At 35.9% G+C, this 25,499-nt stretch carries 20 protein-coding genes and 1 pseudogene; 6 read left to right on the top strand and 15 right to left on the bottom strand.

Annotated elements, in window-relative coordinates:
• Positions 1–83: 83 nt before the first annotated feature.
• Positions 84–638, bottom strand: a complete 555-nt coding sequence (locus LCM23_RS00100; RefSeq protein WP_224934418.1) for a GNAT family N-acetyltransferase — start codon at positions 636–638, stop codon at positions 84–86.
• Positions 639–1,205: 567 nt separating this feature from the next.
• Here LCM23_RS00100 and LCM23_RS00095 point away from each other — a divergent pair.
• Complete coding sequence (locus LCM23_RS00095; RefSeq protein ID WP_224934416.1) at positions 1,206–1,688, top strand: hypothetical protein; 483 nt, start codon at positions 1,206–1,208, stop codon at positions 1,686–1,688.
• A gap of 722 nt (positions 1,689–2,410) precedes the next feature.
• On the top strand, positions 2,411–2,806 hold the full coding sequence (locus LCM23_RS00090; RefSeq protein ID WP_224934415.1) for a VOC family protein: 396 nt from the start codon (positions 2,411–2,413) through the stop codon (positions 2,804–2,806).
• Between the two features lie 86 nt (positions 2,807–2,892).
• Here LCM23_RS00090 and LCM23_RS00085 read toward each other — a convergent pair whose 3' ends face one another.
• Positions 2,893–3,264, bottom strand: a complete 372-nt coding sequence (locus tag LCM23_RS00085; RefSeq protein ID WP_224934413.1) for a VOC family protein — start codon at positions 3,262–3,264, stop codon at positions 2,893–2,895.
• Between the two features lie 236 nt (positions 3,265–3,500).
• On the opposite strand from LCM23_RS00085, the gene LCM23_RS00080 reads away from it, so the two are divergent.
• A complete protein-coding gene (locus tag LCM23_RS00080) occupies positions 3,501–3,878 on the top strand; it encodes a VOC family protein (protein ID WP_224934411.1) in 378 nt (125 codons plus the stop codon).
• A 453-nt stretch (positions 3,879–4,331) separates the two neighbouring features.
• On the opposite strand, the gene LCM23_RS00075 is transcribed toward LCM23_RS00080, so the two are convergent.
• From LCM23_RS00075 to LCM23_RS00065, 3 genes are all read right to left on the bottom strand, one after another.
• Positions 4,332–4,784, bottom strand: coding sequence for an SgcJ/EcaC family oxidoreductase (locus LCM23_RS00075; protein ID WP_224934409.1), 453 nt, complete (start codon positions 4,782–4,784; stop codon positions 4,332–4,334).
• A 270-nt stretch (positions 4,785–5,054) separates the two neighbouring features.
• On the bottom strand, positions 5,055–5,762 hold the full coding sequence (locus LCM23_RS00070; protein WP_224934407.1) for a DNA alkylation repair protein: 708 nt from the start codon (positions 5,760–5,762) through the stop codon (positions 5,055–5,057).
• 135 nt (positions 5,763–5,897) lie between these two features.
• Positions 5,898–6,275, bottom strand: coding sequence for an iron chaperone (locus LCM23_RS00065; protein WP_224934405.1), 378 nt, complete (start codon positions 6,273–6,275; stop codon positions 5,898–5,900).
• Positions 6,276–7,071: 796 nt separating this feature from the next.
• Between LCM23_RS00065 and LCM23_RS00060 the strand changes: the two genes are divergently transcribed.
• Entirely contained in the window at positions 7,072–8,094 is a 1,023-nt protein-coding gene (locus tag LCM23_RS00060) for a DUF3231 family protein (RefSeq protein WP_224934403.1), read from the top strand.
• Positions 8,028–8,555 carry a hypothetical protein gene (locus tag LCM23_RS00055; RefSeq protein ID WP_224934401.1) on the top strand — a complete coding sequence of 176 codons (528 nt, stop codon included), beginning with the start codon at positions 8,028–8,030 and terminating at the stop codon, positions 8,553–8,555. The genes LCM23_RS00060 and LCM23_RS00055 overlap by 67 nt, the downstream gene beginning before the upstream one ends.
• A 727-nt stretch (positions 8,556–9,282) precedes the next feature.
• On the opposite strand, the gene LCM23_RS00050 is transcribed toward LCM23_RS00055, so the two are convergent.
• The 6 genes from LCM23_RS00050 to LCM23_RS00025 form a co-directional block, all read right to left on the bottom strand.
• Positions 9,283–11,211, bottom strand: coding sequence for a UvrD-helicase domain-containing protein (locus LCM23_RS00050; RefSeq protein ID WP_224934399.1), 1,929 nt, complete (start codon positions 11,209–11,211; stop codon positions 9,283–9,285).
• Positions 11,208–13,130, bottom strand: a complete 1,923-nt coding sequence (locus tag LCM23_RS00045; protein WP_224934397.1) for an ATP-dependent nuclease — start codon at positions 13,128–13,130, stop codon at positions 11,208–11,210. The genes LCM23_RS00050 and LCM23_RS00045 overlap by 4 nt, the downstream gene beginning before the upstream one ends.
• Before the next feature lie 433 nt (positions 13,131–13,563).
• On the bottom strand, positions 13,564–17,910 hold the full coding sequence (locus tag LCM23_RS00040; RefSeq protein WP_224934395.1) for a coiled-coil domain-containing protein: 4,347 nt from the start codon (positions 17,908–17,910) through the stop codon (positions 13,564–13,566).
• 213 nt (positions 17,911–18,123) lie between these two features.
• Positions 18,124–18,873 carry a DUF6063 family protein gene (locus LCM23_RS00035; RefSeq protein WP_224934393.1) on the bottom strand — a complete coding sequence of 250 codons (750 nt, stop codon included), beginning with the start codon at positions 18,871–18,873 and terminating at the stop codon, positions 18,124–18,126.
• Complete coding sequence (locus LCM23_RS00030; protein ID WP_224934391.1) at positions 18,866–20,377, bottom strand: hypothetical protein; 1,512 nt, start codon at positions 20,375–20,377, stop codon at positions 18,866–18,868. Before LCM23_RS00030 ends, LCM23_RS00035 begins: the two co-directional genes overlap by 8 nt.
• A 3-nt stretch (positions 20,378–20,380) precedes the next feature.
• On the bottom strand, positions 20,381–21,436 hold the full coding sequence (locus LCM23_RS00025; protein WP_224934389.1) for a Wadjet anti-phage system protein JetD domain-containing protein: 1,056 nt from the start codon (positions 21,434–21,436) through the stop codon (positions 20,381–20,383).
• 368 nt (positions 21,437–21,804) lie between these two features.
• On the opposite strand from LCM23_RS00025, the pseudogene LCM23_RS00020 reads away from it, so the two are divergent.
• Positions 21,805–22,065, top strand: a pseudogene (locus tag LCM23_RS00020) (recombinase family protein); the annotation flags it as partial.
• 442 nt (positions 22,066–22,507) lie between these two features.
• On the opposite strand, the gene LCM23_RS25770 reads toward LCM23_RS00020, so the two are convergent.
• The 4 genes from LCM23_RS25770 to LCM23_RS00005 all read right to left on the bottom strand — a co-directional run.
• Complete coding sequence (locus LCM23_RS25770) at positions 22,508–22,639, bottom strand: hypothetical protein (protein WP_263624066.1); 132 nt, start codon at positions 22,637–22,639, stop codon at positions 22,508–22,510.
• A 208-nt stretch (positions 22,640–22,847) separates the two neighbouring features.
• A complete protein-coding gene (gene rlmD / locus LCM23_RS00015; RefSeq protein ID WP_224934387.1) occupies positions 22,848–24,227 on the bottom strand; it encodes a 23S rRNA (uracil(1939)-C(5))-methyltransferase RlmD in 1,380 nt (459 codons plus the stop codon).
• 115 nt (positions 24,228–24,342) lie between these two features.
• A complete protein-coding gene (locus LCM23_RS00010) occupies positions 24,343–25,053 on the bottom strand; it encodes an alpha/beta hydrolase (protein WP_224934385.1) in 711 nt (236 codons plus the stop codon).
• Between the two features lie 78 nt (positions 25,054–25,131).
• Positions 25,132–25,499 (bottom strand): IS3 family transposase (locus LCM23_RS00005; protein WP_224934383.1); only part of this gene is annotated, 368 nt, incomplete at its 5' end.

Genomic DNA, 25,499 nt, shown 5'->3' with positions numbered 1-25,499 from the left:
GGCTCCTCCTTCGCCAAATGTACTGATAGCCACTGATGCTATCCCCGCTATCAATATGATAACAATTGAGTATGAATCTCACTTTAACGATATGTAAAACGTTTATTGAATTCTAATGTCAAAGAGGTAATATCTCTCCATCCATACACCATCTCCCCATATTTCTCACCAGCCATACTCATTTCAATAGAATCAATCTTTTCACCACCAAGGGCTTCATAAAATCGATAAGAGTGATTATCCTCGACAACTAGGACGAGCATTGATTGATATCCTTTTTGTTTCAGTTCAGTAGTCACAGCTGCAAACAGAGCCGTCCCCACTCCCTTTCTTTGATACTTTTCTATTAAATAAATCGCATAAAGTTCGCCATCAAAACCGTTGTACTTCCCACTTCTCTCTTCCCCACCCGAAGAAAATCCAATGATTTCACCAACCTCATTTTCAGCCACATATACGCCACCAAGAGGAATATTGTTTAACCACAATTTTCCCCTCTTTTCATACGAAAGTCTATTTAGATATTCTTGTGGGAAAATGGTAGCATAGGTGCTACGCCAACTATCGACGTGTACTCTTGCTATACCCTTGGCATCCTCAAGAACCGCTTTTCTTATAACAAACGACGAATGATTCATTGTTTTCCCCCTGTTTTTTATTTAAGTAATTCGTTTACTATTCTAAATATTCCTTTAAGATATTATGCTAAAATCCTATTAAAGAGGAGGGGCCTTTTTGAAATGAAGAAGTGCTTCATCCTTTGTCACCTTCAGTTTTTTATTGCTACTTAGCGCTTGTCACAATACACCTAGCTTTGATGTTTATAAAGGATGCACCTTAAAGATTAAAGGGGAACATGTAAAAGACGTATATTCTCGTATATTTACGACCATTAGTGGATTGGAAAGCGCTGGTCTATAAAAAAGGCTAGGGACGTGGAGCAGAAGCCCCATGGTCTTGCACCAATATCTTTAACGAAAGGAAGTCGAAGGTCTTGATGCTCATCTTCTTACTTATTCATATAATCGTTGGATGGGTTCTTATATGTACGTATAAAAGGTTGCCTTCTGCCGTTTTCACCTTTATAGGTGTTTTTGTTATTATGAGCTTTATATACTGGACGACAGTCGTACTCCGTTACTAATATGTATTTTCCTTCTCTTTACTACACATACTAAGTTTTAGTAATTTTCGGAGGAGATACCATGCTTTCTACTGCACTTAGTAACCTAGACCTTGGAGCAAAAGGATTATGGTTTCCAATCATCGTTGTTGTCGCGCTATTATTTATCCTTAACCTCATGCCCAAAAAGAGAATAAATCTAACAGAATTATATATCATTTTTTGTATTGTTGGGTTTGCAACATGGATCATGGATGCATTTATTTTACGCGTTTTCGACTTAGTTGATTTAGGTTCCCCTAAAAAGCTAGGACTCGGTGATATTCTCTCTTTTACCTTCATCCCTTCATCATTAGCTTGTATCTTCTTAAATTTCGCAAATAAGAAAAACAAATGGAGTTTAGTCATATTCTTCACCCTCATTTCATTTGGTATCGAAATTGGAATAGAATACTTTGGTTACATGATAGAAAAAGGATGGTTTAATTTTTTCTCTATTTTGTTTTATTTTATTGTTTATGGTTTTGTACTGCCTTATCAATTGAGAATTATAAGGCGGAGATGAATAATCCCCCTCGGAGAACTAATTTTTAATTTAGATGTTTACACTCTTGCGCTATCTAATATGGCGATTCTTATTTACTGCTTTTTCATTTTATTAAAGGATATGAACCTAACAACTTAAAAACCACCCTCTACTCGATACCATACAATAGCATCGTTTGTTTTTCACAAAAATGAAACACCTATATCAGAAGGATATACAAGGAATACACGGAGAAACAATTGTAAAACGGCTGCAAAAGGATTATTCATACCGATTTATCGCCTTAACATTGGTATAGTAACCTGGATGTAAGAGCATCGTTCACTGCTTCTTGTATCCTTGGATTTAGCAAACGAATGTTTATAATTTGGAGCATGGTCAATAAACCACTCTTTCATATTAATTCTTCAACAAATGTAACTTCTTCCGAATCCAGATTTGAGATAACAATTTCATAAGCCCATGGCATCCTCAAGAACCGCTTTTCTTATAACAAACGACGAATGATTCATTGTTTTTCCCTCCTTTATATTCTTTCACCTAACATTGAAGTTTTTTGCTGCACAATAATCGCCTGCTGTGTAGCAAGTGACTCTCTTTAATAAAAGGTACCTTCCTAGTGCTTGGCATTAATGTATAAAAGATAAATTAAATTCCATATTGAGAAGGAGCGCCCTACAAATTAGTAGAAATTACATACATGAGGGATTCATTTTTTTAAGAAAAATTAGGAGGTAATCATGAGTAGATTAGTACATTTCGAAATTCATGTAGATGACATGGACCGCGCTAGAAAGTTTTATGGCGAAGTATTTGGCTGGACATTTGAAGATTGGAGCGAATTTGCAGGTATGCCTTATTTTGGGGCAGTAACTGGCGATGAGGATGAGCCTGGAATTGACGGTGCTTTAATGCAACGTCAAAGTCCTCCTCCTGAATCAAATCAGCCATTAAATGGTTATGCCTGTACAATAGGAGTAGAAAATTACCATGCGATTGAAGGAAAAATACTTAATAATGGTGGTGTAGTAGCATTGCCCAAATATGCTCTCCCTGGCATGGCTTGGCAGGGGTACTATAAGGATACAGAAGGAAATATTTTCGGCATTCATCAACCAGATGCAAATGCGAAATAGACTAATCTCACCAGAAAGAAAAGGTATTTTTCATCGCACCTTTTCTTTCTATTTTTCGGTGTGATTTTTTTCAGATGAGTTCCACCTTATCGATGTTGATCAATTAAGATTGGATTGCCGTCTGGATCTTCCAGAGTAATAAATGCCGGTCCTTCTGTTGATTCATCGGCTTCCTGTATTAATTTTACTCCTTTTTCTTTCAATTCTTTTTGGAGTTCTCGAACATCTGTAAAATCTTCTAGATTTTCAGCGTTATTATCCCACCCTGGATTAAATGTAAGCGCATTTTTTTCAAACATTCCTTGAAAGAGACCTATGACCGTTTGTTCATTCTTCAATATAAGCCAATTTTGATTAATGTCCCCTCCTAGCGTTTTAAATCCTAGATCCTCGTAAAATGCTTTTGATCGATGAATATCTTTTACATTTAAACTAATAGAAAATGCTCCTAGTTTCATCGTGTCTCCCCCTTTTAATAGATTACATAATATTTCTATTTTTCATCAATAATACCTTCTAGCTAAAGACAATCATGGAGACAATATGTGATATTTAATGTTTCTATAGGCTTTATCCTAATACAACATATCATATGAATTGGAACAGCATAAAAGGAAATGAAAAAAATTTGTATTGCTAAAATTAAATGATAAAATTACTGGGATTAAAGTAATAAATAAAAAAGGAGTTTTCTATGATTAACAAAATTGGTAAGGTAACTGTTTATGTAAAAGACCAAGAACTAGCGAAAGACTTCTGGATAAACAAAGTTGGTTTTGTCTTAAAATTTGAACAAGCTATGGGACCAAACATGTCTTGGATAGAAGTCGGTCCAAGTAAAGACGAATTTACAACACTTGTTCTTTACTCCAAGTCAGCAATGGAACAACAAAACCCTTCAGCTGTTTCTCACCCTTCTATCCTTTTCAGCACAACTGATATAGAATCAGCTTACGAAAAAATGAACCAAAATGGAGTAGAAGTAGATGAAATGCAAAGACTTCCTTTTGGTACAATGTTCTCTTTTAAAGACCAAGACGGGAACAACTACTTACTACGTGAAGACAAGTAGCATTAATCAACTTAAATAAGATAGATTGCAAAAGCATGGACATTTTGACCGGAAAATCCATGCTTTTTAAACCTTTACAAGTCCATTCAAATCTACCGTTTATAATCCTAATAACAGAAACATTACATCGATGCAGTTCTTCACCCATAACTATATATTTCCCCTCACTACCACATGGACAAGAATCATTTCTACCGATTTTCTGTTCTTGAATAACTGGTGATGAAATATTCTCTTCTGATTTATTGATTATCCACTACTTCTAACAATTGACCTTTTTAACCTAGATTACCACTGCCATCGCTTCTTGTTTAATGCGCATTTTATTATGCGGTTTACCACCATATTTTTATCCTAATACCTAATGTATTCTAGTTGTTATTTCTCACTTAAATGAAAATAGGCGCCTCCATTGTTGCAGAAAGCGCCCTTTTGCTGAACAAGGCTACGACTTCAGTTATGAAGTAATTGCCTTAACTCTTCTGTCATTTCCTCCACTAACTCTGGTTTGCCATGAAACTGAGCCGGGGTATTTTGAAAAAGTTCAATTTGCCATTCATGATCTTTCTTCACGGCAACTAGCGTTTGATGAGCATTTACTGATGGGTTAATATCTGATGTTTCAGGTGAAATCATACCTGCAATAGCGTGTAAAATTGCTACATCAGTACCTAAAAGCCGTGTATCTTTAACTTTAGTAACAAAAGGAGCAGTAGGATGACCTTCAAATATGGGTGTAAGGTGCGATAAAATCTCTTCTGACCCTATTACCTTACTTCCATCAAAACCAATTTGGACTCCCTGTTCTTCAAAGAGTACAGCCATTCCCTTAGCATCACGATTGTTCCAAGCATCTATTAGTTTTTGATAAAGATTTTGAATTTCAATATGGAATGAAACATTCATGACCTATTCCTCCTTCATTTTTAATACCCTTTCTCATTGTTATCATAAAATTGATCACATTCATTTCCAAACGGTTTCTTTTCGGACTTTCATAAAATCTCCTTATATTCAATTAAATACTTCCATTTATAAAAAGAGTGAATTTCTTGCTGCAAGAAAGCACCCGGTTGTGGAGGAATGTCAAACTATTCAATGATAATTTTCCACTTTTATGTTTATTTTTCGACCTCAAACACACATGGGTAATGAGCAGGACTATACTTTATTATATTAACAAATACATGTCTTCCGCTTTATTCCAATTCGATCTTTATCCTCTACTTTTTTTATATAGTCTTTTGCGAGCGGTACCTTACAAGCAGTATTTCCTACATCCACATGTACTTTTCCAATAAAATCAGCTACCTGTTTCGCTTCTTCCGTTAATTCAGGTACATAGGAGCCGACGGAAATAACAAAGGAATTCATAACATAACGAACTCGATTGCGTTCCTCATGTACAGAATCTTTCACTCTGTACAACAATGTCCTAATTTCCCCTATGTCTAGCTCCTCATCAGGAGTAATTGATAAATAATTCGCATATGTACTCCATCCAACAACTGCGATCATCTCTTGCTCTGAGCTCATCCATTCATTAGCCAATTCAAGGGCATACTCACTTTCAGCTGCTACCTGCGCAACGGTATATTCAGCGACCATATACCAATAAGCTTTCTTAGCCCATTCTTGTAAGTCTTCTTTTGCCATTAATTTTGGATTAACGGATAGACCTGCCAAATACATCGCATCATGATTTCCAGAATGATATAGTTGTAATGCTAACTCATGATCCTTCTTTACATACTTAACAAGCTTTTTTAAATCTCCAATTTTCACACCAAAATAAGGTTCCTTTACTCCGTGGTTCAAGAAGATTCTCTTTGTTTGATCACTGCCTAATTCTTCAAGCTTTTGCATCATTTCTTCATAAGTCATCGTTTTCCTCCACATATGATTACATTAAATTCACTTCAGAGGAATTCTGAAGCGTTTTTTGGCATTTATGTTTAACACGGTCAGACACCTACATATATGATCACAACGGGATTGTGACCTTCTTATCTCTCAAGCTTAACAATCCGTATTTTCACCGGCGCGCCACATATCAACGGTTTTATGAATAAATTGTTCCAATCCCGTATCTTCCATCTTTATCGTTTTTTTGATACGAATGCAGCCTTTTCCGTAATTATAACCAGCTAATAGGGTCTCTGCATTTTCTACCTTATCTATTGTACCCACATAGAGACTGACATAATGTTTTTGCGCATTTAATGCAAACACATAGGTATCATCTTTACCATAATTCAACATTTTATAGCGAATCACCTCATCAAATTCGGGTGCATAAGCAAAAATCATTTGTCGAACCGCAAGCAATTTCTCTTTTCTCCAATCGTCTTCAAGCAATTCTAGATATTCTTCCGAATTCTTTGCATCATATTGCATATTGTCCCACTCCTCTATTTCTTAATTTATAGTTATAGAATTCAATTTACTTAACTCTTCCATCTATTCAAATTGTATCGTTGGTACAAAATATTTTGTATGTATAATTAATTAATTCAGGTGATGGCACTTGCTTCATTAATCAATCCTTAATCTATATCATAAATAATTCCACGTCTAAACTTAAATGCCTTTGCTAAATCGAATCATTTGAATTGAATAGACAACGGCTTAACTATTTTAATTTTAAGTGTCTTAGGTTTTCTGCACTCACGGATTAAGCTAGAACAACCTAAACCTAAATTTAAGTATAGGTCTATGATATCATATGCTTTGCCTATCATATAGCTAAGCGAAATTTAACTAGTTAACCACAAGAATGATGACCACACTGTTCGTTGAGTAGTAACTGCTGAATAAGCCCGAGGGTTCTCATGATATTCTATACGTAATAAGAATCAAAAAAGAAAAGCCGGTCAAGATAAATAACCCCAACCGGCAAACTCATTCTTTTATCTTGTCGACTAGTTTAAAGAATAAATTAAACTTTGTGATTGTTGTAGCATCTTTTATAATCTCGATGAACTGCTTGACTTTATATTTCTCGAGTAGGTTTTCGCTTTTTTTCTTGTCTTCCCACTTTTGTATAGAATACTCCACTATTTTAGTATGGCATTAAAAACATTGATGAAAACCTTCAGGTAGTGGTGTTATTTATCTCATTATTTACCATTAATAGTTTTTTTTATCGATCAAATACTATGTTTAAATTTGTTACATTTGGGAGGATATCATATTGAGTAAAACAAGTTATATACCCTTAACCTCATCAGAACTTGGTTCTCTTTGGTCAACTTACTTACAAAATAGTATGACAGAACATGTTTTAAATTACTTTCTAGTGCAAGTTCAAGACCCAGATATAGAACCGTATATTCAAATAGCCTATGACATATCTCTTCAAAGTTTGGACAATATAAAAAGTATATTCACACAAGAAGAAATCCCAATCCCCGTTGGGTTTACAGAACAAGATGTTAACCTGCAAGCACCTCGTTTATTTGATGATATCTTCTTTCTAAGTTATTTACAAAACCTTGGTAAGGCAGGAATGGCGCAGTATAGTTTGATGAAAGGTATGTCAACTAGAAAAGATATACGGGCTTTCTTTAGTTCTTGTCATGAAGAGACCTCCAAACTTTATGATCAAGTCATTGATAGCTTACTCAATAAAGGATTATTAATTCGGCCTCCACATATACCTATTCCTAATAAAGTCAATTTTATTGATGATAAAAACTATTTTGACGGTATATCGTTTATTGGGAAGAAAAGACCACTGAACGTAATAGAAATTTCCCAATTATTCTCGAATATTCAGACGAATGTTATTGGTGTAATGCTTTCTATAGGTTTCGGGCAAACAGCAGAATCACAAAAAGTAAGAGACTATATGAATAGAGGAAAAGAAATAGCTAAAAAACACATAAAAGTTTTTGGTGATTGTTTAATTGAAAGTGATATTCAAGTACCAATGACATGGGATGCTGCTACGTTAGAATCTACAGTTCCAGTTTTTTCAGATAAGCTAATGATGTTTCATTTTAATATGCTGGTAGCAGGTGGTATAGGTAATTATGGTGTTGCCGCATCAGTTAGTCAACGAAGCGATCTAGTGTTGAATTACAATCGGCTCTCAGCTGAAATTGTAAAATATGCTAATGATGGCGCAAATATCATGATAAAAAATGGATGGATGGAAGAAGTACCAACGGCAATAAATCGTACAAATATAATAAAGAAAAGTGGAAACAAATAAATGGCGTGAAAACAATCGAAGTATTACTTTGGAGCATTATATTTCCTGGTTTTGGGCAAATATTAAATGGTAAATACCTTAAAGGCATTGTACTCATACCTTTAATTGTTTTAATTATTGTAAAAGGGAACCTAAATCTAATTATCCTATCTAGCTTACAAGGTAATGTTGAAAGGGCAATTCAACTAACTAACCACAAGTGGATTTTATTTTTTCCTTGTTTATATTTCTTTGCAATATGGGATGCCTATAAAGATGCAGGCGGTGGTGAAAAGCCGTATTCATCTTTCCTGTTTTTGTTTTCAGGGTATTTTATGACCGTAGGAACCATTTTTTCTACGAAGATAACTTTGTTTGATTTACATATAGCACCTATATGGCTACCATTGATTAGTGTGATACCAGGGATACTTGTTGGGTTGCTATTACAATGGATAATCATAAGCAAGGAAAATGGTTAAAGGAAAGTATGCTAGCGCATATCCATCCATATGTAGGTAATTAGATTTTTCATACTCAATGTAGGACAATCAGTGGTATTGTCCTTTTCTTATGGTTCAAAAATGGTAAGTTAAAAATGGAAACTACCTTGTATTGTAAAAAAATAAGAGAATTTAAATGAGGAAATCTCTATTAGAAATCAAGGAAATGAACTGAAAAAGACCTCAAAAGTAGTATGGGCAGTAGCTGGTCTAATTGCTGGTTCTTCAGTTAGGGTAGCAGCATTTGGAATAGCTGACAGTATCATTGGTTGGATGAGGGACGAATCACCTGGATATTGTAATTGATTACACACTTTAAATTAATGGGAGCTTTAGTTGAAGTCCCCAATCAATTGAGAAGGACTTTTTTTAAAATCATTTTTTATCCGTTTTTAGGTTAGTAAAAGAAGTTTTTTCTACAATCTTAGACATACTCATGCAACTATGTGCCTTAAATCTGGTATGGGATTAAAGGAAGTTCAAGTAAAGTTGTATCATACAAGTATCAAAACGACTGGGATTTGTTTATTGAGTATGACTGCAAATGAATTATGAGAGGTTCTACAAAATTTCATTTCAGTACGAAGGTAAATGAGAAAAAAAGTGGGTGGTCCTTAGTATCTTGTTCTTAACAGGAACGCACCCCTTTTTAAACATTTTTAAGCTACCTACTAATAAATAAAGGCAGTAGCTGACTTTTAGAATTTTAATTAGTGCTTACCTCTTTTATTGTCGGCGATATTACCTCTACGATTTCCCATCCCACTTTTTTCAACTCTTCTTCATGCCCTTCTATAGATGACCTTTGAGCAGCAACACAAAGCAAATGTGATGGTCTAGACATGGCAACATAGGCATTTTTTAAAGCAACTTGCTCCCTTTTTCCTCTTTTTTCTTTTTTGTAGCCTTTAAATGAATTAATTAGACTACCTACATCATAATTATAGTGAAAAGTTTCTAAAAAGAGAGTTGCGGTATGTGTTTCACCTTTTACACCAGCAATTGTATCAATATCAATATTAATAGTTATCCCCTCATCACAAGTATATGAGAATATATTTAATGACGATTGACTTACCTCTAATTCGAATTGGGTACCTTCAAAAAAAGATTTCAATTTTTCAAAGGGTTGATTACCAAACAAAAGTGTAATTATTCCCTTACTAAACTCGATGAATTCCTCTCTTACATCTTCCTCTCTTCTTACCTTTAAACACCACTTCATTAATTCACCTTGAATAGTATCATATAACATTGGGTCATGTTCTTTAACTTTGGTTAAAAAGGATTTTTTTGAATAGTATATTCCTCTGTCGGTTCTAATACCTAGGATAGAAACCATGCGTAACAATGCTGCTAAAATAGCATTTCGATATGTTTTTACATCAGAATCACTATGCGGGTCAATAAAATGTTTGTTTAAATAATCCGAAACAAACTTTGGTCCTACTGCGCTTCTTTTTTGAATGTATTCTTGAAAATAGCTTGGGATTTTTATTCTCTCATCCCCATTATCTTTACCTATTCTTCCCACAGCTTTAAATTTATTGTTTCCTATGTTGTGTAAACGATTTGAGATTATTAATTTAGCAAATCGCGGCAAAACTTCATTAATATTTTCTGTATCATATACAATAATCTTAGGAGATATAACTGCTAGGTGGTCATTTCCATTCATTCCAGACTCCAAAAGTTCAAAAGGAGCAATCAACTTACTAATTACAGGAGAATTTCTGTTACTATTCGTAATTTTTAAGGGGTCTTGTCCAATGTCCCAAGCCATTTCTTCAGAATCTCCATAGATTGCCTGATTCGGGTCCCCAAACCTTTGCATTATTAATTTCCCTTTATCAAACACTCGATTGAGAATGTTAAGCTGTAATGGCGAAGTATCCTGCATTTCATCAATAAAAACAAAAGCAAATCGTTCAGAAAAAAAACTTCTTAGCTGGCTTTCACATTTGTCCATATATTTTAGCGCCAAATAATAAGCGTCATGATAACTTAATATTCCATCTTCAATAATACCCTTTTTCATTTCCATTAAAGCAATTGATATTTTTCCTTCTGACTTATATAAAGGTTTTCCCATTCCATTAACTAATGTATCATTCTCCGAATGGAAATGAATATCATTTAAATACTTAAATACATTTTCCTGAGTTTTAAATGTTTTTATTAGCCCATATCTTACTCCGTATTCCAATGTATAATATCGCTTTTTAACTTCATCAAAATATTTTTCGTCATCAATAGATACCACGTTTTTATTGTATTGATTTCTAAAGAAGGGAAGAGCTAAATACTGATTTATAAATGATTGTATTGTGCCAAAGTAGTTTGGATAATCAAACAACTTCTTACTATCGGCATTCAATCTTTCCCTTATTTCATCAATAGCGATGTTTGTATGCGTTAGTACACAGATACCTTTATTATTCAGTTCATGCAAATGGTCTCCAATTATAGACAACTTCGTTAATAGAGTAGTTGTTTTACCACTTCCTGGGCATGCCACAATATCTTTAGTCTCTAAGCAACATAATATGCTCCGTTTTTCTTCACTAAACGTATCTCCATTGGGTAAAAAGATGGATTCTCCCTTCATGATATCCTCTGTTGAAATCGAAATCATACTTCTTCACCTAATTTCGCAGCAAACTTAATTGCATATACAAGGTAAGATAAGTTCTCATCCTTTTTTATTCTATATTTAGTTTCAGTTGGGTCAAGACTAGAAAGAATATCGGCAAAGCATTGAGCTACAATTGCTTTTGAAATTTTTTTGTCGAGTATATAGTCATTATAGATAGCGAAAGCTATTGCTTCATCGGTTCGTTGTTCCTGTTTCCATTTTGACAATTCACCTTCCACAAACTCTATTCCCGCTACCTTCTTCTCTACGGTAAGTCCATATTTCTCACTATTCTCGATGTATTCTGCAAACTTAATTGCTATAAAAAATTCATGTTGAAATTCACCTGCTGCAATACAATATTCTAGTGTCCATGCGTCCGAGACAAAGCACTTTACTTCGTCCTTTGTATATAGTCCTTCTTTTCTCTGTTTGTGGTAATTTTTTGCCTCTTCATAGGTAACATTATCTCTGTCTCCTATTTTATAAGTTGAGCCACTTATGGAAGGTTTAACATCCAAATCTGTCACACAGGCTACAGGGATACCCATATTATCTGCTTCGTTTTCTCTTAAGAAGATATTTGAGTATCTCAAAAACGCAGTGCTACCGACATTGATTACAGAAATCCCATACTTTGAAAGTGAGATTCCAAGTATTTGAGAAAGAGTTGGAATGAGTATGTTTTCAGCATCTCCTTCCACCATAATAATTCCATTTGCAAAAAATAAGTTGGATTTTGTTACATCTAAAAATCTTTGAAGAAATAAGTAGTCCCCCACCCTTAATTTAGTATACTTGGACCCCATGTTAAAGACACCAGAGCTTTTACAAATAATTAAATTTTCCACATTCACTTTTGAAGCAAGATTTGGACTGTGTGTGGTTAGTATCATTTGAATGGATGATTCGTTGCACACAGACTCTAAATATTCTATTAATAACGACTGGGATTGAGGATGTAAATGTGCTTCTATCTCCTCAATTAAAGCTAGTTTTAACCCACTAAAATTCTCTCTTTTTAACAAGAGTAGTTCCGTTGCAATAAAAAGTAAATTCTGAGAGCCCAAACCAGCTTTATTATTTTGGAGCAGAAGACTCAGTTTCTCTAGTATTGATTTTAATTTCGTATCAGCAATATTAAAGTTTGTCTTAAGAAGATTACCTTCCCTTGAAAATTTATTTAAATAGCTGTTTAGTTCTTCTAGTAACTTTTTACCTTCTACATCGGCAATCTCATTACCATGCCCATCTAACCCTTTGAAGTAGTTACTAATTGAATTGTTGGCATCTTGGATAATCTTAATTAATTGATGATTTTCTTCATTACTAAATGCATCATGATTGTACAGAATATGTGATAGTCGTGAGTTTCTCCTGGAGCCTAACTCTCTCTCTGAATCTCTTAGTGGCTTAAGATAAGTTGTTCTCAATAGTTCCCGCGCTTTTCCGTCCATTTGTGAGCCTTCTTCATGAGAACCAGCTTTGATATCGTAATAAATATTTTTACCTTCCCTTTTTGCAGCAAAAGTTAACTTTAGATAAAATGTGGTTTCTCCAGCAGTTTCTTCAAAGCTCAACCACTCCAAAAAGTTTTTTGCTTCTGCTTCACTTAATCCCTTAAAGATGCATTCAATTCTAAATTCACTACACCGGAATTTTTCTTCTTTTCCAGCCTCAAGATAAAAGTCTTCTACTTCTGGCTTAATAAAATCGTTGCTTTGCGTACTAAGGACCATCTTTATCGCATCAATGATAGCTGTTTTTCCACCATCATTTTCACCAACAATAAGATTTAGTTTTGGGTTAAGATTTAAACAGAGTCCTGGAATAACTGTCCCATCTTCACTTTGATTAATTCCATATTTTCTAAAATTTGATATGTTCAGTTGATATAGATACATGGCTATCTCTCCCACTTTTTTGTTTATCCTCCTTTTATTATACTGGGGATTACTTACAAAACAATTATTAATATTCTACATTTGTTAGAATTTGGTTATTTGTTCCTTATTCAGATTTTTCTAATGAATATTCTTTAAGATAATGTCAAATCAATTTTTCAAATTGAATATAAAAAATTTCCTCCCCAAAAAAATAACAGGACCTCCTAAAGAAGGTCCTGTTTATAACGAATGAACATTGACCATTACAAAAGAAACAAATTTCATTTATATTTCTCAACATGGTTCATCAATATTCCGATTAGGAAAACAATTTTATGAAACCCAACGTAGTATTACAGAACATAAACCTCTAAATATTAGAACAATAACACAAGAAAAACAGCGCTTGTTTAACATAAGAACAGCACTGTTTACTTAAAGATAGATTATTATTTAAATTAGATAATTATTCTGACACTGCACGTTTTTTATTTAGTATGTTGTCTTTATCTATATAGATACGGGTATTCATTTGAATATCGTCTTGTATAAAGTCCTTCCCTTTATCTCTTGTAAAGGACAAACGATGAACGACTGGGAACCTTCTTGTCAATTCAAATGTCGATGTCAGCTCAGGAGGAGATACCACAATCCATTGTATTTTTAACAATTCACATAAGGCGAAAATTGGTGTAATGACATGTTCCGATACCATTTTACTGAAAGGATTGTCCGATATTAAAACAGACCATCCTTTTTTATTGCTCTTCATCAGCATTGCCATGATAATCATCTGGGTCATCAACTTTTGACCGCCGCTGCCGGAAGCTTCCGCATAATCCCCGTTCATAATTGTTTCCCAATCAGAGTAATAAGAGTCTTTCGGCTTCTCGTATAGCAAGTGATTTTTGCCACCAGGATTGTAAATAAATAGCGAAGGATATTGATTTCCTAAGACTTTTAAAACCAATGTACTGACTTCAATTCGTTTTTCAATGTCAAAGATAGGAACATCATTAATGTCTTCATAGTCATTCTGAATCTCATCCAAAACTTTAATAAAGAAATCCGTTAGGATACTATTGTACTGTTCCAAATTTTCATTGAACTTATAATTTTTTGAATATTTAACAAGCGGAAAAGAGTGGTCTTGATAGTTTTTTATTTTCATCTTATGAACCATCTGTTTCATCTTTTTCACGATAAGATTTACTCGAAAGGTAGCTCTATCTGTCCACTGTTTTAATACAGCGAGACCTTCATTCTTATTCTCGCGAATTTTTTGTAGTTCGGCTTCAAAAGAATCAAGTATGCTATTAACCCCTTCGTACCGTAGCAGATACTCTTGTGTATTGATGTCTTCGAAATAGGCATCTACTCTCAACACTATTTCTCTATCCATATCCTTTGTTTGGGCGATGGCTCTGCGATATTCATCGTACTTCACTTTAAACTCCGCTCCAGATTGCTGCAATTGTTTATTCAGATAAGTAAATTCCTTGGTCCAAGAAGAAGTTTTTTGCTGGTAGTTTTCCTTAATTCCCTGTAGCCAATCGATGTCACTAAATTCCTTGATGCTGTTCTTCTCTAAATCCATGTCTTCTAGCTGTGTAATATTTGTATTTAATGTATGTATGGCTCTCTGATTGATTTTTCGAGCATCTTCTGCTTTCATTTTCAAGGCAAGGACCTGTTGACGATTTCGTTTAATTTCTTTATCTTTTTCCTCCAAATCTATTTCGGACCAATTTTCCGGTTCCTTGGACGGATTGAGTTTAATGACAGTTGTTTTTTCACTTTTCAGAAACTCATCGGCTAGTTCTTTGGCACCCTGTTTCTTAGTAAAAACTTCTTTTAAGTTATCAGCTCTTTCTTTAAAATCAGCCGCATTCTTTTTATGGGTTCGAATGGACTGTACTATTACGTTTTTCGATTCATTTGGAGTGGTTAATTTCCTCCAGCTTTTATCAAGTTCATCAAGTTTTGTCTGAATCTCAAGAATCTTTTCATCTAAATGGCGAATATCGTTAGAAATAGCTTGTAGGTCAAAATTCTTTTTTTCGATTTCATTATTTAAACTGCTGTACTTAAAGATTTCATTTTTTAGCAAGTCAATATCCTCTGTTGAGTAGATAGGAGCTTGTACATCTTTTTTCTCTATTGGGGAATCGCTGATTTTATGCAGCGGATTTTCTACCCAAGGAAAAATATGTACCAGGAGTTTGAATTGTTCTTCGGCTTCCCTTTTCCACTCTTTATAGTCCTCACGGTAACTTACAGCTTTTGACTCGTTATTCCGAATCACACGTTCCCTTGACTCAAATTGCTCATTGAAACGATTGATTTGGTTGTGGATTCCTGTCTTATCTTTTATCAGTAGTTTATTTTTCTTCATTTCCTCTATCCAAGAAGTGACGACTTTGATGTCGTCTTTTACCAGAGCTAGGTCATCCGTGAATTCTTCTAAATGAGCCGCGTTTTCTTTTGTCTCCAACTCTATTTCCGGCAACCGCTCACTAATTGTTTGCAACAAACTGCTGTATACTTGTAAGTCCTCCGTTAGTCCATTCCGAGCTAAGAGTAGAAGGTGAGCGTCCGGTTCATTTAGCGATAATTTGCATTCCTTAATCAATTCCTTCAAACGTGCTAAATACTCTTTTTGCTGGTCTACCAAATAGGCGTAATCATCCGCTTTTTTATCCAACTCGATTTTCTTCTCTCCGAAGGAATACAAATCTAGAGCCTGATGTAGCCCCCCATCAATGGCGACAAATGTTCCCTGTTGGAACGGATAGAGACGCTCATGCTCCTGCTTCATGTCGGCTCTCTGTTTTCTCATATCCTCACGAACAAAGATGGGAACAGAAGATTGAAAATATTGGTTTTCAAGGAACGAGAAGTCAATGTTCTCTAAATCCTCTGAATGAACCACTACACCATACGGGAATAAAGGGTGTTTTTCGATTTCTTTTTTCGTCAATTCTTCGCCTAGGGTATCTAGCATTTGATATAAAATCTCCATGCCCAACTCACAGCCGATACCTTGAGAAAAAATCTGTTCTTTTACCACAACGATATCTTTATTCGGTATCCAATAATTCGAATCTTTTAGTAAATCATATTGGGACTCCAATGACCATCGTTCTTTTGATTTGGAATCAATGGTATTTTCCGTTACCATACATAATTTTTCTAATGCCTTCATGGAAGTGCCCATGACTTCTTTTGAATACGCCTCGACCCGTTCATTGGTGATAGCTGTTATCATTTCAATTAAAGTGGTTTCCTTCTGGCTTTTTAAGTGGATGTCCCGGTTTAAATCCTTGATTTTTTCCTTCAGGGAAGAAACCATTGAAGAACTTTCACCTTTCTCAAAGAGAAGCCTACTTTTTTCTGTCTGCAAATTGTTTTGTTTTTTGGTGAAGTCTGCATAATTTTTTTGTAGTGTTTGTCTCTTTCCATTCAAATTATCCAGAAGAGACTGAGGGTCATCCGTACCCATTTCGCCGAAACGACCTTGAAGTTCTTCTTTTTTCTTTGCATGTACTTCCAAAAGTGTGTTGATTTGAATGATTTTAGTCTCCAACTCTTTGATAGAATTTTGGATGCTTTTAAGTAACAGCTTGTCTTTTTCAATTTCTCCATCGCATTGTTTCATATAATCAAGATGTTGCTGCTTAATGGAAGACCACGTCACTTGAATAAAGTCCCACTTGTTTTTAAGTTTTTCTTTAAATGTTTTCATTTCATTTTCTAAGTCATCTATTACTAGCAAACTTTTCAACTCGTTATATTGATTGAGTTTGTTAACCCGATTTTTGCGTAATTTGGTGAGTTCGAATAAATGTAATTTAACGGTGTATTCATTAAATAAACCTTCTTCCGTTGTTAGAAGACCCGTTACTTTTTCATACTTGGCTGATAGTGACTCAATTTCTTGCTCTAAGCCGGAGACTTTTTGGAATGCCTTAGCAAAGCCAAGATTTGCCGATTCCCACTTTAGCCCATGTAGTTGGTTCTCGATATCCTCAAGTTCTTGGGCAATCGCTTTATCTGTTTCGACTTTGATTTGAACTTGACCTTTCATAAACTCCTTGATGGTATACCCATTTTTACGATGTTCAAGTAGGTTTTGTTCTAACTCGGCGCATTTTTTTAAATAGGCAGCCACCGGTGTTAGTTCGTCCATGATAATTTTATACGTGAGTTCGCGTTCCAATAGTTTTGGCATTTCTTGATTGGCTATCGCTACATCCTTGAATGTTTCCGCTAAGCTTTTGGATTCCACATAGCTTTTCTTATATTCCGGCTCAATTTGTTTATCAAGGGTAGGGATGATGAGATTAGACATGAGACTGTGGTTATCATTAGCTCTAGCAAAAAAGGCAGAGACATCTCCTTCATCTTTATTGATGCTCTTCAATACACGCCATTCATTCGGGTCAATCCCGTAGTTTTTGAGAGTGGCAAAATACTCTCGCTTTTGATTTCGGTTAAAAATTTTTACATGGTCTTCATGATTTTTTAAATAGTTCTTTAAATCATCAATCGATAACGAGGTTTGTGTATCCTCATTCCATACAGGAATAGAGGCGATATTAAAAGGAGTCTGTTCGTTTTGCTCCACAATATATAAGAGATATTCCGTTTCAATGGGCGAGGCATCACTTTTATTGCTAGTCTTGGGTTTGGCGGATATTGCGATTCCTGTCATAATCTTCGTATGGGGTTCCCAACCGACCAGCCATTCGATGAGTACGTGAAAGGTATAAGGAACAAATTTTCGCTTTTCATTAAAAAAGAAGCTGTCCACCATCTTCTCTTCTTTTCCCCAGCGAATGAGAGGGTCTAACAATTGAAAGATAGCTTGTAGCAGCACGCCTTTCCCGCCCATATTTATCAGTGTAATCAACGTATGTACCGGTTCCTCATCACGGTGGAAAGGGAGCAACGTATTTTTATATTGCTTTTGCATCTTGGCATATTTCAGACCTGCGATTCGTATTTGCTTTATCAAGGAATCCATCTATTCATCTTTCCTCTCGTCATCTTTAATCTGATTTATCAGGTTTTTAATTTCATGAAACTTCACATTGTTATTGAATTGTAAGTCTAAGCGCTCATTGAGAATACGAGTTGGTACCGCTTCGGCACTTTTCTTGAACCTTTTGATAAAAACCAATCCGTCATCTTCTAATATTTTCATAGCCGTGTGAACCAATCCAAATTTCGTTTTACGATTCATGGTCACACGCTGACGTACAGGATAATCTATATCAAGGTCTTTCCACAAATGATAAATAGCATCAATAGCAATAGAGAATTTTTTGGAAAACTCACCCTTGCTTTTTACCTGCGTATCATAGAACTGCTTGAAAACTTTGTCAGCTTGCTCGATAAGTTTATAGTAGGAAACACCATTTTGAAGCCATTCTATTTGATTAGTGGTAATTTCGGTACTAGCTTCGGAGAAAAAGACAAAGTGTAGTAAACCGATTAAATGCAGCATCCTCTTATTTTCTATAACATAGTATTTTTCTTTCATTTGTGAAACGGCAGAGGAATATAACGAACCGTCTTTGGTAACAAGATGAAGATACTCCTTGCCAAGTAGTATCTCGGTTCCTTCTACTTTGCAGCGGTTTTTAAGAATGAGTCGTGCCGATTCATTTTGTTTATAATCAAAAACCAATTCATCTTCATCCTTTAGGGCACGTTTATCCAATAAAGCACGGTAAATCTCATTGGCAACTTCCACACTTTCCATGTTAAGCATGATTTTTGGTATCCTCCTTTAAATGCAGTTGGTAGTCGGTGATAATTAATCCCCTTCGGTCTTCTAGTGTAAATGAAACATGTTTCCCTTCTACGAATTCCGTTACAATGGACTGGTTTAATAACTCTTCAAATGTTTCATCCTCGTGTATGAGCTCTTTTAAAAGGCGAACTCGCTGATCGCTAGAATTTAGAAGGTCCTGCTTGGTGACGAAAAGCGAATTATTCACAAATTGATTCCATAGCTCGATGGCATACTTGTTGTTTAACCAAACGCTCTTGCTCTCTTCATCTTCAAGAACGGAATGAAGATGGATGGTGCCTTTTTTCAACAATTCATAAAAAACAGGTTTCCATAGCTCCATCAACGGTTTCCAATCAGTAGGGGGAATAGTGAATTCATCGTCGTCATCCGAAGAATTATCATCGTCATCGCCGTCTATGTCGATGGCAGGCATCGTCACATCTTGTTCAATCGACCAATCTAATGGGTAAATCAATGGCTTCTTAGGTGAAAATATCATGGAGAGTAATTTAAACATGTCATCTGGGTCTGCAAAACCTTTTTGAAGGATTAAATCCTCCCAGATGGATTCTTTAAAGGAGATACGAGGTTTTTTCCAAAGCAGATGGAAATGATTTTTTCGAATTGTGATTTCCGTTTTAATATTTTCAATGACCAGTTGCGCAAGGATATCATGAAGTTCTCTTGTTTCATTTACTTTCTCAATAAGTGTTGAGACCTCCACCTCTAAATCAGGTGCATCATTGATTTTACTTAACAGCCGTTCCATTTCCATATACCGCTCTTTTTCTTCGGTGAATTGAGTTTCGACATTTTTCTTATGGTCTTGACCGGTGAAACGGGTGTAGCTATTGATAATTTTAGGGTTCCGTTTAATTTCCACGGAAAGTCGGTTTTCTTTTTTGATTAATTTTCGAACCCTTATAATTAATCTCTGTAATCTATCCAGTGCATCCCGATAATTCCCGCTCTTTATTAATTGCAATGCCACCCAGGATTGAATATCAATATCCAATTCATCTAGAATTTCATGACTCATAAAGATAATCTCATATGATTCTTCTGTGAGTTTATAGATATAAATTTGTTCTTCCAAGTTGCTGCTTTCAAGTTCCTCCTCTAAAAATCGAAAGGAATGTTCTTCCCATTGTTGTTGTTTTTCATTGAAATAAGGAGTTTTAAAAGCATTCAAATAGCGTGGGTCCCCGCTCCAAATTAGCCCTTCAATGATACGCTCACTTCTTTCCTTGCTTGCTTGAAAATTATATTTTGTCAGGACTTGTTTGGTTAGATACTCTAATTCGGGTATCGTCCTTCTCTCATCTGCTCGTACTTCACGTTTAAAAATCTCTAATATTATGTCGAGACAAATGTGCCGTATATACGGTGACAATTCACCGACTTCCATCCCTGTCCCTAAACTCCATATGGGATTTAATCGTTTTCCACGACTTTCAATATTATTGTAATCTACCGCCACGATTTAACCTCCGACCTTGATAGTATCAAAATTTATTACTTCTTGCGGTATTCGTAAACCCTCTGTAAAAAGAGATTCGATTTGATTATAAAGATGAGTAAAATGGGTTTTGAAATATTGGTCAGCCCCTCTCGCCAAGACTTGATTGGTTTGCTGGGGGTAATATTGTTGTTTCATCATCATAAAGTGATAGATATCTTCAGCTAAGAGTATATGATATTCGGGAAACCGGTGGACTAAAGTGTAATAAATACTTAAGCCGGATGGGTCAATATCTCCAGCGTAGCTAATGGTAGAATGCTTTCCTCGCAACAACCTCTCGATATATGGAAAGGTAGAGACAATCCCATTGCCTTGACCAAAAATCAACAAATCTGGTCGTCCCTTGAAAATCCATTCGTCCTTTGCTAATTGTTTTTTAAAAGTGCGGTACGTAGCTTTACCCTCAGTAATCAACACGCGAACGTTGGACATCTTATCGATATCGGCAGATATCCAATATTCAAATTCATCCTGTTTCTCTTCTATTTTTAAATCATGAGGAGCTAGGTTGATGCGATTCAAAAATAATTTTCCCTTATTGGAGCCTAAAAATTTTTCATCACCAAAAAGCATTAATGATCGCTCTTCTCTGTTTATCCAGTTATGTCCATCTTTCGTTTTCATAAAACGATAGAGAGCTAACAATTTAGATAAGTTGTCTTCTGTTTGAAGAAAGGGCAATGAGCGGTACTTTTTTATATCTAGTTCATCCAATAGCATGAAAATTATACTGTCGTTCCATCTCAGTTTTTGTTTGCTGCCAAATAACCAATATTGTTCGTGAAGCACCGGGTAAAGATTATTTAATCTGGATGATTTGACCTGTTGGACCAACCCCTCCTTCTCTATTTGTAGAAGGGCTTCATAAAAACAGCGGTACCCTCCCGCCTCTTCATATTCCTTCTGATTATAATAAAAATTCTTTACGGATAGTTCCAAATCCTTTACCGAATGCTTTGTTTTCTTCTTCTTTTTCTTTGTTATGTCGACAATAACTTTCAGCAATTTCGAATACATGACATCACCTGTTAGATAGGATGACGATATTTTTCCCTTTTTCGGGTTGTATTAAGTATGAGAAATATTACCTATTTGATGCAGAAGTATAAGATTAAAGCTATTTTCGCAAGTAAGTTGTTTTTAAAATTGGTAATAAAAATGAAATGTCTGGAGGACACTTGGAGGAAAAGAATGAGAAAGGAACAATTAGCGACTTTAATAGCATATAAGGCGAGGATAGAAAAATTGTGTATTAATAAAAAAATGGTCAATATTGGTATTTAAATGAACACTACTACATCTCAACAATACATTAGGAGTTGAGATGAATGAAATGTGCAGTATATATTCGTGTATCGACTAATAAGGAATAACAGAAAACGTCTCTTAAAAATCAACAGCGGTTCTTTTACAACATAATCGTGGAGAAAGGATGGGATTTGTTTCGTTTTTATATTGATGCGGAATCAGGAACGAAGGATAAAAAGCGGGGAAACTTGCGACAATTGATTGAGGACGCAAAGCAGCATAAGTTCGATGTCATTCTCTCAAAGGAACTATCGCGCCTAGCAAGGAATGGGAAACTTACATATGAAATTAAGGATATTGCCGAGAAGCATAATATCCACATTTTTATATTGAATTAAACCAGAAAAAATCCCGGGTTCCTAATGAGGAAAACCGGGATAATATTGAATCAGAACTTGAAATCGGAAATGTATATTTTTACTGGGAAGAATTTAATATTTTATTACAATACCTGTACAACCAAAATAACCTCCTCCTAAAACACCCCTCTCAAACCCGCATTCCACCGTTCGAGTTAAAATAAAGATTTCCTACCGATCCCCCGTTTTCACACTTTTTCTGTTCAAAATTGCTGTTTTTCACCTGCTTTTCCACCTGTTTTTCACCTTTTTTCCTCAGTTAAAATAAAGATCTCCGATAATAGAAGGAAGAGAGAATCGAGAAAAGACAGTAAGGACAAGGGATAATAGAAAAAAGACCCGGAAATCGGAAATGTTTATTTTACCGAAATCCAGGTCTTATTAGAAATAGTTTATTTTTACTGGGAAATGTTCTTTTTAGTTAGACAATACCTGTATAACCAAAATAAACTCTTCCGAAAATCCCCACCTCAAACCCGCATTCCACCGTTCCAGTTAAAATAAAGTTTTCCGACTGAACCCCCATTTTGAAGGAATTTTGATTCAAAAACACTCCATTTCTCCCCTATAATACGCCTGTTTTTTCACCTTTTTTTCTTTTTTAAAATAAAGTTCTCCGAGAATGTTGCGTAATGGAAACACGAGAAAACCGAGACAAGACAAGGGATGAGCATGAAAAAGACCCGGAAATCGGAAGTGTTTATTTTCACGAAATCGGGGTCTTAATCGGAAATGTTTATTTTGATTGAGAGATGTTAGTTTTAATTAGACAATACCAAAGTTAGTTTAGCTACTGCTTCCACATGCGTCGTCTGCGGAAACATATCCACCGGCTGCACCTCTACAGTCCGATACCCACCATCCTCAAGCACCCTTAAATCACGCGCCAATGTGCCAGGATTACATGAGACATAAACAACCTTCTTCGGCTTCATGTCAATGATGGTTTGCAAGAGTGCTTCGTCACAGCCTTTTCTTGGCGGGTCGACGACGAGGACGTCTGCTTTGTGTCCTTTTTCGTACCAGGCTGGGATGACTTCTTCTGCTTTTCCGACGGCGAAGTTTGCGTTGGTTATGTTGTTGAGTTCGGCGTTGCGTTTGGCGTCTTCAATGGCTTCGGGAACGATTTCGACGCCGAAGACGGATTTGGCTTTTTGGGCAAGGAAGAGTGAGATGGTACCGATGCCACAGTAGGCGTCGATGACTTCTTCTTTGCCTGTGAGTGCTGCGTATTCTAGAGCTTTGTCATAAAGGACTTTTGTTTGTTCTGGGTTGACTTGGTAGAAGGATCTTGCTGAGATGGCAAAGCGCACATCGCCAATATAGTCATAGATGACTTCTTGTCCCCAGAGTACACGGGTTTCGTCGCCCATGATGACATTTGTTTTCTTAGGGTTAACGTTTTGAACGATGGATTTGACACCTGCAATATTCTCTGTGATGTCTGCGATAATTTTCTTTCTATTCGGTAGATCCTTCGCTTTTGTGACAAGGACAATCATGACATCCCCCGTAACTAAACCGTAGCGGGCCATGATATGACGAAGATCGCCTTTATGGCGCTGCTCATCGTAGGCACGTACGCCATTTTTATTGCAGATGTCTTTCACTTTTTGAATAACCTCATCATTTTTTTCTTGCTGAATAAGGCAAGATTTCATATCAATGATTTGGTGGGAGCGTTGTTGATAGAATCCACCTATTAACCCGCCTTCATGTTCACCTATTGGTACTTGGGATTTATTGCGGTAACGCCACGGATCGCTCATGCCAATGGTGGGATGAACAGTGACGTTTTCAAGCTTGCCTATTCTTGTGAGCACATCACGGACTTGTTTTTGCTTGGCTAGTAGCTGGCCCTCGTAGCTTAAATGCTGGAGCTGGCAGCCGCCACATTCCTTATAAATGGGGCATGGGGCCGTGACACGATAAGGGCTTTCTTCGTAGGTTTCGATTAGTTTGCCGAAGCCATAGCCTTTGCTTGTTTTAAGCACCTTAATTTGTGCTTTTTCACCTGGAAGGGCATTGGGGACAAATAGTGGATAACCGTCGACCTTTGCCACGCCCGCTCCTTCATGGGTTAAATCTTCAAAAGTAACATCTATATAATCGTTTTTCTTAACAGGTAATGTTTGCTTCATTTCATTCTTCCTCTTCTCTTAAAATCCGTGCAAATCGCTAGTCAGATTGTAACATAAAAACAACCGCAATACGAAAGGAGGTTTCTTCCTCAATTTTAAATAAAAAAGCCATGCATTACGCATGACTAGTGATGTTTGCTTCAAACCGATCCTCCACCTCAAGAACAAACCCGTGAAAATACTTCTCAAAATAAGGGTGGCGATGAATCCCTTCCGCGTCAGTGATAAACTGGAAGGTCGCATGTGGATGAACGAGCTTCTCCTCAAGTGCTTTCGTTGCTTCTATTGTATTAGGTACCATTTCTCTAAGGATATTTGGATATTCGTCTCCTTCTTTTTCACCTACGTACCAGAAGATATGTTTCTCATCCGTAATGGCTGGTTGTTTTTGCAAGAATGATAGAAAGTCAGGGTACCATAGAGAAGCCGATAGTAAGAAATAATAGTCGAAATCCTCAGGTCTTGTTAATAAAGAGTAAAGGGAGACGAGCGCCCCGAACGATGCTCCTGCGATGCCTACATGCTTCGGTTCTATTGATAGATGAAATTCTTTATGTAAAAAAGGCAACAGCTCATCTTTAACCATCGTTAAATATGTATCTGCCTCACCTTCATAGGCATAGTCATCTACTTTTGCATACCAAGGAGTGTATTCCCTATTACGATCTATCGGGTCAACACCTACAAAGGCAATATGCTTCAGCGGGTGTTGCTCGAAGTACTCAAACAAATAAGAGCCATCTTGAACAATAATCGTCAGTTGCGGTGTTTCATTTTCTGGTAAAAGAATCGACAAGTTATATTCTTTCCATTGCCATTTTTTCATGGTTTTCTCACCTTCCCTTTTTTTCAAAAAAAGCTACTGAAGGTGGTCTTGCCCCTGTCAAGTAGACAACATAAAAAGCTAAGCAGTGAGCGCGTGTCGATATTCAATCGGCGCGCGTTTCTTTAGTTTCTTTTGTCTTCGTTTGTAATTGTAATGGTAAATGTAATCCTCAAGAGCTTGCTCTAGTTCTTCTTCTCCCTTACACTTACTTATATACAGCTTCTCGGTTTTGAGGTGTGAAAAGAATGATTCTATACAGGCATTGTCCAGGCAGTTTCCTTTGAGAGAGTGGCTGCCTTTGATGCCATAATCCTTTAATCGGTTGCCGTATATTTTTGACGTGTACTGGAAGCCTTGATCCGAATGGAGAACGGCTCCAGCCACGTCTTTTTTCTTTGTCCATTTCTCTACCGTTTTTAACACAAGTTCCAAATCATTTCTTTGGG

Source organism: Cytobacillus kochii (assembly GCF_020171845.1).
GTDB lineage: Bacteria > Bacillota > Bacilli > Bacillales > Cytobacillaceae > Cytobacillus > Cytobacillus kochii.
The sequence above is the reverse complement of the archived record's forward strand: the minus strand, read 5'-3'. Positions and strand labels throughout refer to the sequence as shown.